Annotated in this window: 9 protein-coding genes; 5 read left to right on the top strand and 4 right to left on the bottom strand. The window is 55.4% G+C overall.

What is annotated here, in order from left to right; all coding sequences use genetic code 11:
• Positions 1-194: 194 nt before the first annotated feature.
• Positions 195-1,826: a VRR-NUC domain-containing protein gene (locus tag NNL38_RS09925; RefSeq protein ID WP_255387888.1), complete on the bottom strand. Its 1,632-nt coding sequence runs from the start codon at positions 1,824-1,826 to the stop codon at positions 195-197.
• A 107-nt stretch (positions 1,827-1,933) separates the two neighbouring features.
• On the opposite strand from NNL38_RS09925, the gene NNL38_RS09920 reads away from it, so the two are divergent.
• On the top strand, positions 1,934-3,448 hold the full coding sequence (locus NNL38_RS09920; RefSeq protein ID WP_255387887.1) for a bifunctional NUDIX hydrolase/phosphatase PAP2 family protein: 1,515 nt from the start codon (positions 1,934-1,936) through the stop codon (positions 3,446-3,448).
• Between the two features lie 125 nt (positions 3,449-3,573).
• On the top strand, positions 3,574-6,657 hold the full coding sequence (ydiJ, locus tag NNL38_RS09915) for a D-2-hydroxyglutarate dehydrogenase YdiJ (RefSeq protein WP_255387886.1): 3,084 nt from the start codon (positions 3,574-3,576) through the stop codon (positions 6,655-6,657).
• A gap of 141 nt (positions 6,658-6,798) precedes the next feature.
• Here ydiJ and NNL38_RS09910 read toward each other — a convergent pair whose 3' ends face one another.
• On the bottom strand, positions 6,799-7,683 hold the full coding sequence (locus tag NNL38_RS09910) for a LysR family transcriptional regulator (RefSeq protein ID WP_255387885.1): 885 nt from the start codon (positions 7,681-7,683) through the stop codon (positions 6,799-6,801).
• A 167-nt stretch (positions 7,684-7,850) separates the two neighbouring features.
• Between NNL38_RS09910 and NNL38_RS09905 the strand changes: the two genes are divergently transcribed.
• Positions 7,851-8,546 carry a cation efflux transmembrane domain-containing protein gene (locus tag NNL38_RS09905; protein ID WP_255387884.1) on the top strand — a complete coding sequence of 232 codons (696 nt, stop codon included), beginning with the start codon at positions 7,851-7,853 and terminating at the stop codon, positions 8,544-8,546.
• 22 nt (positions 8,547-8,568) lie between these two features.
• Here the strand turns inward: NNL38_RS09905 and NNL38_RS09900 are convergent, their stop codons facing one another.
• On the bottom strand, positions 8,569-9,057 hold the full coding sequence (locus NNL38_RS09900; RefSeq protein ID WP_255387883.1) for a LabA-like NYN domain-containing protein: 489 nt from the start codon (positions 9,055-9,057) through the stop codon (positions 8,569-8,571).
• A 144-nt stretch (positions 9,058-9,201) separates the two neighbouring features.
• Here NNL38_RS09900 and NNL38_RS09895 point away from each other — a divergent pair, with 144 nt between their 5' ends.
• Positions 9,202-9,972, top strand: a complete 771-nt coding sequence (locus NNL38_RS09895) for a YggN family protein (protein ID WP_255387882.1) — start codon at positions 9,202-9,204, stop codon at positions 9,970-9,972.
• 44 nt (positions 9,973-10,016) lie between these two features.
• On the top strand, positions 10,017-10,172 hold the full coding sequence (locus NNL38_RS09890; RefSeq protein ID WP_255387881.1) for a hypothetical protein: 156 nt from the start codon (positions 10,017-10,019) through the stop codon (positions 10,170-10,172).
• Positions 10,173-10,249: 77 nt separating this feature from the next.
• Here the strand turns inward: NNL38_RS09890 and NNL38_RS09885 are convergent, their stop codons facing one another.
• Entirely contained in the window at positions 10,250-12,568 is a 2,319-nt protein-coding gene (locus NNL38_RS09885; protein WP_255387880.1) for a YgiQ family radical SAM protein, read from the bottom strand.
• Positions 12,569-12,674 lie beyond the last annotated feature (106 nt).

Genomic DNA, 12,674 nt, shown 5'->3' with positions numbered 1-12,674 from the left:
TGGACCTCGACAGCTCGATTCTGTGTCCCGATAAGTCTGGTACAATTGCGTATTTTATTGATTAAATCTTAGACCTTCCTCTTTGATTTGCTCAAGCCGCGCGATTGAAAAATACCGCTTTTTTGGGACTTTTTTGTTCTGGATTTCATACTTTGTAATGAGACGGCCTGGCCGGGAAATTGTGAAGGCAAACCCTATTCATCGGCGTCATGATGCCAGCTGACGTAGTCAACGCTGACCGGTATAGCCAGTTCGGCAAAGGCTCTGAGCCAGCGGATCTGGTTGTGTTGCAGTTTATCGCCCGGTCCTTTGACTTCGACCCAGCGATAACCTCCTGATTTGAATAAGATCAGATCCGGCAGGCCGGAGCGGTTATACCGGGGATCAAACAGGATCCGCTCAAACAGCCGGGCCAGGAGCGGGCCGGGAAAGCTGGAGGTACTGAGGGTCAGGAGCTCGGGTGAGAGCAGAGACCAGTTCACCCAGTCATTACTCAGGCCGTGCTTTTTCTCGTAGACGCTGTGCCAGTGCTGCCAGCGACCTTGCGCGATATCTGCCAGCCGCCGTTTGATTTGTGCCTGGCGTTGTTGGGTAAAGTCGGGTTGAAACATATCCCGGGGGCCGCGCTGATACGGGTTGAGAAAAGCACCGGGGATTGGGGCGAAGATGATGTCCCAGAAAGCCAGGCCAAACAGGCCGCACAGCAAACTATTTTCGCTAAAGAACACCTGCCAGCCTTGCGCCGAATAGTACTCGGCAACGGCGAGCTCAACCCGCAGCCCATGCTGTGGTAACTGAAGGTGGTTTTCCGCGATAACAGGCGCGGTGACGGGGGAGTATGGTTGGTTGAGTTGGCGGCAGAGTTTCTTCTCTAACCGTGATGCCACATCCGCTTCTTCTTCATTGTGAGGCGATTGCCGCATCTGTTGTACCAGAAGCAATGCGTTGTGTGGCTCGCCGAACTTGTCCAGGAGCCGTGCCTGGCGCTCTCGCGAGGGGGGCAGCTGGCTCTGGCGGAACAGGGCCAGCGCGGCTTCAACCTGCTCGACCCGCTCCAGGTCGCGGGCGATCAGATTGATCAGCTTCTGTCGTTTGCGCTCCAGCGGCGGCCAGGTGAAGGCGGCCGGCAGTTGCGGCGCAAGCGCCTGGATCTGATCAAGATCTTTGCGCTCTTTTGCCTGCCAGTATTGATCGCTAAGATCGGTCAGAGTCAGCCATTGCTCGATTTGCTCACGTTCGCTGAATAACCGGCTGTCACGATCAATCGGGTAGGATTCAAACTGATGCAGGCCCAGATCGGTCAGGACAAACTGGCTGAGATCCTGGTGTCGGTTGCCGAAAAACAACAGTAGAAAGGTACTGAGGTGCTGCTGGTGGCAGATGCGAATGATGTCCTCTCGGAAATCATTCGGGCTGGGCGCGTGTGCCGCCAGCGCTGCCAACAGTTGCGGCTTGCGGCCTTGCTTGAAGGGTGTCAGCGCCGGAAACAGGCGTAGCAGTTCCGGTTTGGTAAACAGAAGTGCCAATTGCTCGGCGGGCCACTCGGATTGGTTCCGCTCAATCAGGCCCTGCTCGGCCAGATGCGTTGCGGCAATTGTCAGATCGCCGATTTCCGGATAACTGAGTTTGTCCAGCCGGAAATATTCCCCCTTTCGTGACAGCAGTCGGACGTACAGCATTTGTCCATCGGCGGGTAAATCCCGAAATGTTGCGATCCACTGTAACTCAGTTTCACTGAGCAGATCCTGGTAGCACTGCTCAACGGTGTCGAGCAGTTGGTGGAAGTTGTGCAGGTAATAATCAGGCGCAAGTTCAACAGGCTCCATGGGGTACCCCGCCATAGATTGAGCCCGGATATCTCATTGTTATACTTATTAAAAGCTGGTATAGCATAGGACATTATCCAGTGAGCTGATATGATGAACGGAAATATTTGGGGGATCAGTTTGTGGTGCTTGCCTGGTTAACGTATTTATCTCGTCGTGTGCTTATCTTCATGGTTGCCGGCATAGCACTTGCCTCCCAGGTGTATGCATCGTCACAGACTTCGGAGCAGCAACCCGCTGAATTGATTGGCGCGGTTTGCGTGATCCGTCATGATAATCAATTGGTGATGTTATCTGAAGTCATCACCCGGAAAATCTCACTGCCAGGCGGCTACATTGATCCGGGAGAGACGCCTGCTCAGGCGGCAGCCCGGGAGGTATTCGAGGAAACCGGCATCGAGGTTGAGGTCGGGGAACGAATCACCTACCGGGGCCGGGCCAGCATTCACAGTTGCGTGGCGAAAACGCCGATCCTCGTCTCTTCCTTTCGTGATTATACCGGTTATCCCATTGTCGCCTCCTGGTTCTCCAAGCATTATGCCAAAGAAGTCAGCCGCGTTTATCTGGTTGATCCACAAACGGTGATGGCTCATCAATACCGTTACCCGGATGATATTGAAAGTTTGTCACAATGGCTGAATCAGACGCCCGAGAGTGAGATTGAAGTTTATGCCGAACTCAGCAACCGGGTTCATTCGTATCACCAACTGGAGCTGGAATGGATTAAGCGGCTCCAACGCTGGACTGATTCGTTTTCGCCGCTGAATGCACAGGCGTTTGAAGGGTTGATGTGGGTTTTGAATTTGCCGGGTGAAGCCGAAGTCGTCGCCTTGCTGCTGGTGGCAGTCACGGTTGGGTTCGGGCCGCGTGCCATGCTGCAACTGTTTGTCATTCTGGTGCTGACTCTGTTAACCAGCTCCCTGATCAAGCTGGGACTTGCTTCACCACGACCTTCCGACATTATTCCGCAACTCCAGAAAGTCAACGCTTACGGTTTTGGCTTACCCAGCGGCCATACCTTAATCGCTACCGTGCTGTGGGGGATGGGCTGGTACTGGTTGAGCCGCCGGGTTTCCCCTTGGCTGCAAGGGGTTACCTTGTGCTTACTGCCGCTATTGATTGGCGGGCAAGCGCTGGCCCGGGTGTGGTATGGCGTGCACTTTATCAGTGATATTGTAGTCAGTATCTTGCTGGGCCTGATCCTGATTGCGCTGTGTATGGCATGGCATTCGGCGCAGCGTTACCCTTTGCCTCAGATCATCGCTAACCGGGGCTTCTGGTTGATGATGGCGCTGTGTTTCGGACTGACGGCCGGGATCACGCACATGCCGGATCACACGTACCTGTTTGCTGCCTCGGTCGGACTGGTGTTGGTGATCGATCAGCTGCCGGGTGGGAGACTTTTGCTGAGCACGGTAACCCGGGCGCGTTTATTTGTTTTCGTGCCGTTAGGGCTGGTACTGATTGGGGTGGGTACTGAGTCACTCGCCAATATGAGTTCGGTGAGCCTGATGGTGTTGGTGATCCGGGCGGTTGGTTGTGCACTGGGCATGATGTGGCTGGTTGGCGCTTCCTCGGTGATTATTGGCCGTCAGCAAGAAATTCCGGCAGAGCGCGGATGAATTTTCACCGTGCGCTCTGTCACGCTTTGTTTCATATTCGGAGTGCGGTAAAGTGAGGGCAAACGATTTCTATAAGAGAGGCCAGTAGCCGGAGGGAACGGCAGTGATACTGGACAAGGAGAGCAATGTTACCTGTATTAACCCATCAGAATAGTATCGACGATGTCGTACTGTCTTATCTTGATGCTTTAGAACAAGCCGGGTTCACCGGCGATATTGAGCAGACCTATGCCAGCCGTCTGGCGGTGGCGACCGATAACAGTGTCTATCAGCAACTGCCGCAGGCGGTGGTGTTGCCGCGATCGACCGAAGATTTGGTTCGGATTGGTCAGGTCGGTCAGCAGACTGAGTTCCGGAGCATTACGTTTTCCGCCCGGGGCGGCGGCACCGGCACCAATGGCCAGTCGCTGACCCCGGGGATTGTGGTTGATTTGTCCCGCCACATGAACCAGATCCTGGAAGTGAATCCGCAAGAAGGCTGGGTCCGGGTGCAGACTGGGGTGATCAAAGATCAGCTCAATGATGCACTGCGTCCCCACGGTTTCTTTTTCTCGCCGGATCTGTCAACCAGTAACCGGGCCACCATCGGCGGAATGATCAACACTGATGCGTCCGGTCAGGGGTCACTCAAATACGGCAAAACCTCAGATCATGTGCTGGCGCTCAAAGCGGTGCTGGTGGATGGGTCTGTACTCGACACCGCGCCTTTGACTGAGCAAGCGCTGGCAGCGCAAAGTCGGGGCGATGATTTTGCCGCCAAAGCGCTTCAGGTGTCGGCGCAGGTGTGCCGTGACAAGCGTCAGCAAATTCTCGATAAGTTCCCACCGCTGAACCGGTTTCTGACCGGGTATGACCTGAAGCACGGTTATGACGAGGCGATGTCGCAGTTTGACATTGCGCGCCTGCTGTGCGGGGCTGAAGGTTCATTGGCGTTTATCGCTGAAGCGAAACTCAATATTACCCCGATTCCGAAATCCCGAACCCTGGTCAACATCAAGTACGACAGTTTTGATTCGGCACTGCGTCATGCGCCGATGATGGTCGAAGCCGAGGCGCTGTCGGTAGAGACGGTGGATTCGCGGGTCCTGAATCTCGCCAAGCAGGATATTGTCTGGCATACCGTCAGCGACTTGCTGGCTGATGTGCCGGGGAAAACCCTGCTCGGGATCAACATGATCGAGTATGCCAGTAATGATCCGGAGGAGAACCGCCGTCAGGTCGAGGCGCTGTGTGTGCGGCTTGATGCGCTGATGGCCCGCGGCGAGAGTGGGGTGATTGGCTATCAGGTCTGTGATGATCTGGCGGGGATCCAGAAAATTTACGCCATGCGTAAAAAAGCGGTTGGCCTGCTGGGCGCGGCCAAAGGCAGTAAAAAGCCGGTGCCGTTTGCCGAAGATACCTGTGTCCCCCCGGAAAATCTTGCCGACTTTATTGCCGAGTTCCGCCAGCTGCTGGATGAGAAGCAGCTCGATTATGGGATGTTCGGCCACGTCGATGCGGGCGTGCTGCATGTGCGTCCGGCGCTGGACATGTGTGATCCGGCGCAGGAGCGCCTGATGAAGGAGATCTCCGATCAGGTGGTGGCGCTGGTGGCCAAATACGGTGGCCTGATGTGGGGTGAGCACGGCAAAGGATTCCGCTCCGAATACGGGCCGGAATTCTTCGGCGATGAGCTGTTTACCGAGTTGCGGCGGATCAAAGCGGCGTTCGACCCGGACAACCGGATGAACCCGGGCAAAATCTGTACCCCGCTGGAGAGCGATGCTGAGCTGGTGAAAGTCGATGGCGTGAAACGCGGCACCTTTGATCGCCAGATCCCGGTCAAGGTGCGCGATAGCTTTAACCGCGCCATGGAGTGTAACGGTAACGGGTTGTGTTTTAACTATGACACCAGCTCGCCGATGTGTCCGTCAATGAAAATTACCGCGGATCGCCGCCACTCGCCGAAAGGACGGGCCGGGCTGGTCCGGGAGTGGCTGCGACTGCTGACCGAGCAGGGGATCGATCCGGTCAAGCTCGAAGAGCAGCTGATGAGCCGCACGCCGTCGGTGAAGCAAATTATCGATCGGTTCAGAAATACCTTTGGTGCCGGTAAGCGGACGTATGATTTCTCCCATGAAGTGATGGACGCGATGAACGGCTGTCTGGCCTGTAAGGCCTGTGCCAGCCAGTGTCCGATCAAAGTGGATGTCCCGAGTTTCCGCTCGCGCTTTATGAACCTCTATTACAGCCGTTATCAGCGTCCGGCCAAGGACTACCTGGTCGCGTATGTCGAAAATTACCTGCCGCTGATGGCGAAGGCGCCGGCGACCTTTAATGCCCTGATGCGCCCGTCGTGGTCGAAAAAGCTGACTGAGAACACCATTGGTTATGTCGATATGCCACCGCTGTCGGTCCCGACCCTGCTGGAAGGGCTTGACGGACACCATGCGACCCGGTTCGACTTGCCCTGGCTGCAGGCGCTGTCCGCGCGTGAGCGTGAAGACTATGTATTGATCGTCCAGGATCCATTCACCAGCTATTACGATGCCGAAGTGGTGCGGGACTTTGTTCTGCTGGCTGAAAAGCTGGGTAAGAAGCCGCTGCTGGTACCGTTCAAACCAAACGGCAAGGCGCAGCATGTGAAGGGCTTCCTGCGCCAGTTTGCCAAAACCGCCCGCAACACGGCGGACTTTCTCAACCAGCTGGCCCGGCTCGGGATCCCGCTGGTGGGGGTCGATCCGGCGTTGGTGCTATGCTATCGCGACGAGTATCTGGAAGTGCTGGGTGAAACCCGGGGCGATTTTCAGGTGATGACGGCCCATGAGTGGTTGCTGCCCTTATTGCCGTCACTGCCGGCTCAGCCGATGCGTGAGGATGATCGTTGGTACCTGTTTGCCCACTGCACCGAGAAAACCAAAATGCCGAATGTGGAAAAAGAGTGGGCGCAGATTTTCGCCGGTTTTGGCGCCAACCTGATGCCGGTTTCGGTCGGGTGCTGTGGCATGGCAGGCACCTTCGGTCATGAAAAAGATAAGTTGGCGATGTCCCGTGGGATCTATGATCTGAGTTGGCAGCCCAATCTGGAGCAGCTGGATAGCGAGCGCTGTATGGCCACCGGTTATTCGTGCCGTAGCCAGGTCAAGCGGTTCGAGCACATCCGGATGAAGCATCCGGTCCAGGTATTGCTGCAGGTCGCTCGGGCCAATCCTGTGCTGCAGGCCGGTTAACGAAAAAACTGGCCGGCAGGGCGTTGCCCGGTACCAAGGCCAAAGGGAGCAGCAATTTGTGCTGTTCAATAAGAAAGGCGACTGTTCTTGCGAGCAGTCGCCTTTTTTGTGGGATGTGCATTGCGCCCGGTAAGTTTGGTATTAATGGTTTGCTTCGAGCAGGTAGTCCGCCAGTTCATCCGAGAGCCATTGGATCACGGCGCCCCGGCGGGCGTCGCTTTTCATGATTTCGCCATAGGGCTGCCAGCTCATCGCCTGGTTGTATTTGAGCACCTTAATTGTACCTTCCCGTAAGTGCTCGTTGATCAGCAGTGCCGGGACATAGGCCCAGCCGGTATTATCCAGTACCGCATCGCGCAGGTGTTCAAAAAAGGGCAGGGCGATGAAGTTGCTGGCCCGCGGGGTAAAGGCTTTGAGGCTTTCATCATCAATATACGCCAGGGCAATCTCGGTATAGCGCTCCATATCGGTGCGCTTAACCTGGCGCAGTAGGCCGAGCGGATGATCTTTATGGGCCACGGACATCATCCGGATCTGTCCCAGCTTATTCTGGGCTACCTGCGAAATCCGATGATCATCGGTCAGCAGGCTATAGGCAACATCGACAATATTTTCCTGCACCATCTGCTCCAGCTCCGGCGGCGGGGCGACATAGATGGAAATGCTGGTGTTGGGAAACCGCTCGCTCATCTCCAGGATCAACTGACGCCACAAGGTTTCCGGTAAGGCATCATCCCGGGCGATGCGCAGGATCGGCTCGACACCGTTCAAGTGCTGGTGGCATTTGTCCTGAATGTCTTTGCTGATCAGCAGCAGCCGCTCGCAGTCATTGGCAATCGCTTCGCCGATCTCCGTCAACTCCACCTTATTGCCGGAGCGTGTTAACAGCGCAACGCCTAAATCATCTTCCAGCGCGCTCAGGGCTGCGCTGACCGTAGTGCGGCTCTTGTTGAGCTTTCTTGCTGCTTCTGCAATTGAGCCGGTCTGGCTGGTATGGATGAACATCTCGACTTGACTGATCTTCACAATGGCACCGCTTAATCGATAGTGTAATGAATAATTCAATCGCCCTTAGCGACGAAAAACTTAGCGCTCAGTGATTATAGCAACCATGAATCATCAGGTAACCTTGCGGTTATGTGATCCAATTCGAGATGTCCGACGAAAAATGCGTCGGTTTGTCAGAGGTAGTTATGTTGACGACGATACAATTAGAGCGCCGGTTACTTCAGTTCTCCATTTTCTCTTCCTTGATGTTTGCCATGATGGGCATTGGCCTTGGCCTGTGGATGGGCTCTTTGGTTATCGTGTTTGACGGGGCTTACTCTTTGATCAGCCTGGCGTTGACCCTGGTATCCCTGGTTGCTGCGGCTTATATCCGCAAGCCGGCGGTAGCAGCACGGCAAGATCGCGTTGCAATGATCGAGCCGGCCGTCATTGCGCTTAAAGGCGCGGTGATCACCGTGATGTGTTGTCTGTCGTTCAGCTCGGCAGTGCTGGCGATTTTCAATGGCGGCCGCGAGGTCGATGCCGGACTGGCGTTGTTGTTCGGGGTGGTCAATGTCCTGGGTTGTCTGGCGACTATGTGGGTGATGGCAACGCAAGGTAAGAAAATTCAATCTGGATTAGTGACGGCTGAGATTAACCAGTGGTTGATGGATACGGTGATCAGCGGCGCGGTGATGATCGGCTTTATTCTGGCCTCGCTGATGCGTTTTACCCCTTGGGCTGAGTACGCCGTGTATGCTGACCCGGTGATGGTGGTGATTGCGTCCATCTACTTCGTGATAGTCCCGCTGCGGATGGTTTCCGGCGCGATCCGTGATTTGCGAAATGTGAGTGCCGGTCAGTCGCAGACCGGCGAGTTGGTCAATAGTGAGGCCAAATAACCTCATCCGACGGCGTCAAAGGTCAGAATGATTTTCTGTTCAACAGCAGGGTGTGCTCGATTTCACGAAAGTGGCTGGCGGCATCAACCAGCGAGCTGGCGGTGAGTGCCGGAACACCGTAAATTTCAACGTCAATCCCGTATTTGGACTGAACCTTGTCGACCAGCAAGTCAAAATCGCCATCGCCGGAGAGCAGAATCACGCGATCGACCTCCGGGGCATGTTCCACCACATCTAACGTGATCCCGACATCCCAGTCGCCTTTGGCAGAACCGTCGCTGCGCTGAATAAAGGGCTTGAGTTTGACCTCAAAGCCGATGCCGCGCAGGATATTCTGAAATTGCCGCTGCTTTTCATCTCCGCGGTGAATGGCATAGGCATAGGCGGCCACAACTTCCCGCCCTTGGGTGGCTTCCGCCCAGAAGGCATTGTAATCAAAGTTACAGCCATAGGTGTCTTTTACGGTGTAGTAGATGTTTTGAACATCGACGAAAATAGCGACTTTTTCCACGGGATCTCGGTCGGTGAATAGATATACATGCCAAGAGTGCCTGCGAATGGGTCGAAATACAAGTTAGGATGTTGTAAGGAAACTTTGTAGGCGCTTGTCGTGGCAGGGAAAACATGTGACAGTTAGTAGGATAAGGTGTCGAAGTTGAGAGTAAATCCATTGAAAAAGTCGATGATGAAGACGGCCCTGGCAGCCGCTATCCTGTTGAGTTCAAACGTTGCATTGGCTAAGACCTGTCCGGTTGACGTGCAGCACGATATCCATATTGCGGATGAGCAGGTGTCGGTCTATCAGGGCGGCCAGGCCAAAATGTGGATCGATCCGCAGAACCAGGTGTTTGTTGACGGCAAGCAGCTGGAATTGAATACGGTGCAGCAGCAGGCGGTTGAAGCCTACAGCCAGGCAGTGAAGACTTACTTACCGCAAGTGGCCGAGCTTGCCGATGACGGCGTCAGCATTGCGTCTGATATCATGAATGAAGTGGCGTCCCGTTTTGATTCCGGGGATTCGTTTACCGGGGTGAAAACCCTGATTGCGGATTATAGCCAGAAAGCCCATGATAAATTTTACCCGGAAGGCGAATTTGTCATGCCGGCCAATATTTTTGAAACCGCTGATACCGACTGGCGTCAGGAATTTGAGCAGGCGATGAAGCATGTCAGTGTCGAGTCGATGTCGAATTTGTTCTCGGCCCTGACCGAGAAAATGAAGAATGGTGAAATCAGCTTTTCTGAACTGCAACAGCAGTTTGGTGAGATGAAAGCGGCCATTGAAGCCAAAGTACGCGAACGTTCGGGAGAAGTGGCTGAGAAAGCCGGGGAAGTGTGTGAATCGATCAAAGGTCTGGCGGAAGAAGAGCAGCAGTTGCACCGGGTGATCCCGGAACTGAAAGAATACCAGATGTTTGAAATTTAATCGTTCAGGCGCGCAGCCTGACGGGATGGCTCAGGAGTGAACTCATGCTGAAAATCGCGGTGATCGGTGTTTTATTGTTGCTGGCTTTCCTGGCAACCAAATACTTGGACGAGCGACGTCAGAAAAAGCTGTTGATTGCTTTGGGTGTGCTGGTGGGCTGCGCGGTTGCGTACCTGATGGCGATTGAGCTGATGCGTTAATACGAACTGAGTTCGTTTGGAATAACACAAAGCCCGCTTCGTGCGGGCTTTGTGGTGTTAAAGGCGCAGTACAGGGTTTAGCGAGCCGCAGAGCGGCTGCGGCCTGGTTTCCCGTTCTGGCGCTGGCCGGCCGGTTTCCCCGGCCGGGCAGGTCGGTTGGACGGGCCTTGTGATTTCCCGTTTGTGCCAGGCTTGCCGTTGCCTTTGGTGTTGTTTGCTTTTCCTTGCGTGCCGCGTTGTGCGTTGCCGTTGCGTCCGCCCGATTTGCCTTTACCGTCTTTGCGGATATCCGGCTGGTTCGGGTGCTTGGTCGCAAAACGCTTGGCGCCATGGCGGCTGGATCCGCGGCGCTGGGCCGGGGTCAGTTCGGCATCGCTGCCGGCTTCCGGCACCAGGCAGTGTGGCTTATCGCCAATCAAGTGCTTCTTGCCCATGCTCACCAGCGCTTCGCGGATCAGCGGCCAGTTGGCCGGATCATGATAGCGCAGCAGGGCTTTGTGCAGGCGGCGCTGACGCTCGCCCTTGGCGACAAACAAATCTTCTCGCTTCTTGTACTTCACCCGTTTCAGCGGGTTGGTTTCCGAGTGATACATCGCAGTGGCGTTACACATCGGCGACGGGTAGAAGTTCTGGACCTGATCGCACTGGAAGTCATTCTTCTTCAGCCATAGTGCCAGGTTCAGCATGTCGTCATCGGTTGAGCCGGGGTGGGCGGAGATAAAGTATGGGATCAGGTATTGCTTCTTGCCCGCTTCGGCACTGTATTTTTCAAACAGCTCTTTAAAGCGATCATAAGTGCCCATGCCCGGCTTCATCATCAGATCCAGCGTGCCTTTCTCGGTATGCTCCGGCGCAATCTTCAGATAACCGCCAACGTGGTGGGTCACCAGCTCACGGATGTACTCCGGAGACTCAATCGCCAGATCATACCGAACCCCGGACGCGATCTGGATCTTCTTAATGCCATCGACGTTGCGCGCTTTGCGGTACAGGTCGATGGTGTGTTTGTGGTCGGTATCCAGCTTCTTACAGATCTCCGGGAAGATACAGGATGGGCGACGACAGTTTACTTCCGCTTTCGGATCCGAACAGCCCAGGCGGTACATGTTGGCCGTCGGACCACCCAGGTCCGAAATGGTCCCGGTGAAGCCCGGCACTTTGTCGCGGATATCTTCCAGCTCGCTCAGGATCGACTCATGCGAGCGGTTCTGGATGATCCGTCCTTCGTGTTCAGTGATTGAACAGAACGAACAGCCACCGAAACAACCACGCATGATATTGACACTGGTTTTGATCATGTCATACGCCGGGATCTTGGCATCGCCGTATTTCGGATGCGGCACCCGGGCGTACGGCAGGCCGAACACGTAGTCCATCTCTTCGGTGGTCAGCGGGATCGGCGGCTTATTGACCCACAGCTCACGGTCGCCGTGCTGCTGGATCAGCGCGCGGGCGGAATACGGGTTCGCTTCCAGGTGCATGACCCGGCTGGCATGGGCATACAGGATGCGGTCGTTGCGCAGCTTTTCAAATGACGGCAGGCGAACAGCCGTGGTTTTTGAGTCGTGACGCGACGGTTGAATGGTGATCGGCTTGGCAGCTTCTTCCTCGGCCTGTGCTTTCTTGGTGGTGGCACAGGTTTCTTCCGTCGCGTACGGGTTCGGCATCGGCATCGCCTTGCCCGGCTTTTCGATCCGGCTGGAATCGATTTCCTTGTAGCCTTCCGGGCGCTCTTTTAGGATCACCGCGGTGCCGGCAATGTCAGTCATGGTGGCAATATCTTCACCACCGGCCAGGCGGTGGGCCACTTCCACCAGGGCACGCTCGGCGTTGCCGAACAGCAGAATATCGCCCTTGGCGTCAAACAGGACCGAACGGCGAACTTTGTCGGACCAGTAGTCGTAGTGGGCCAGACGGCGCAGGCTGGCTTCAATCCCGCCCAACACAATCGGCGTGTCTTTGTAAGCTTCACGGCAGCGCTGCGAGTACACCAGAACGGCGCGATCCGGACGTTTTCCGCCTTCGTTATGCGGCGTATAGGCGTCGTCGTGGCGCAGTTTACGGTCCGCGGTATAGCGGTTGATCATGGAGTCCATGTTCCCGGCAGTGATGCCGAAGAACAGGTTTGGTTGCCCCAGCTCCATGAAGGCGTCTTTATTGCTCCACTCCGGCTGGGCAATGATCCCGACTCGGAACCCCTGGGCTTCCAGCACCCGGCCGATCACGGCCATACCGAAGCTCGGATGGTCGACATAGGCATCGCCCGTCACAATAATGATGTCACAGCTGTCCCAGCCGAGGGCGTCCATTTCTGCACGCGTGGTCGGCAGGAACGGCGCTGTGCCGTAACATTCGGCCCAGTATTTTGGGTACTCGTTAATTTTATTTGAAATCATTTGCTTACAGTTACTTCATTTATGTTAGGGGCATCTTGGGGCATTCTTGCCGTCTTGTCGGGGCAGTCGTGTTGCTGCGTTGGATGTGCTCACCCACCCAAACACC

This window comes from Photobacterium atrarenae, assembly GCF_024380015.1.
Taxonomy (GTDB): domain Bacteria; phylum Pseudomonadota; class Gammaproteobacteria; order Enterobacterales; family Vibrionaceae; genus Photobacterium; species Photobacterium atrarenae.
This window is presented reverse-complemented; position numbering and strand designations above follow the sequence as displayed.

Excerpts from the sequence above, each read along its gene's own strand:
- NNL38_RS09885 (WP_255387880.1), bottom strand. The coding sequence starts at position 12,568 with ATGATTTCAAATAAAATTAACGAGTACCCAAAATACTGGGCCGAATGT.
- NNL38_RS09890 (WP_255387881.1), top strand. The coding sequence starts at position 10,017 with ATGCTGAAAATCGCGGTGATCGGTGTTTTATTGTTGCTGGCTTTCCTG.
- ydiJ (WP_255387886.1), top strand. The coding sequence starts at position 3,574 with ATGTTACCTGTATTAACCCATCAGAATAGTATCGACGATGTCGTACTG.
- NNL38_RS09925 (WP_255387888.1), bottom strand. The coding sequence starts at position 1,826 with ATGGAGCCTGTTGAACTTGCGCCTGATTATTACCTGCACAACTTCCAC.
- NNL38_RS09905 (WP_255387884.1), top strand. The coding sequence starts at position 7,851 with ATGTTGACGACGATACAATTAGAGCGCCGGTTACTTCAGTTCTCCATT.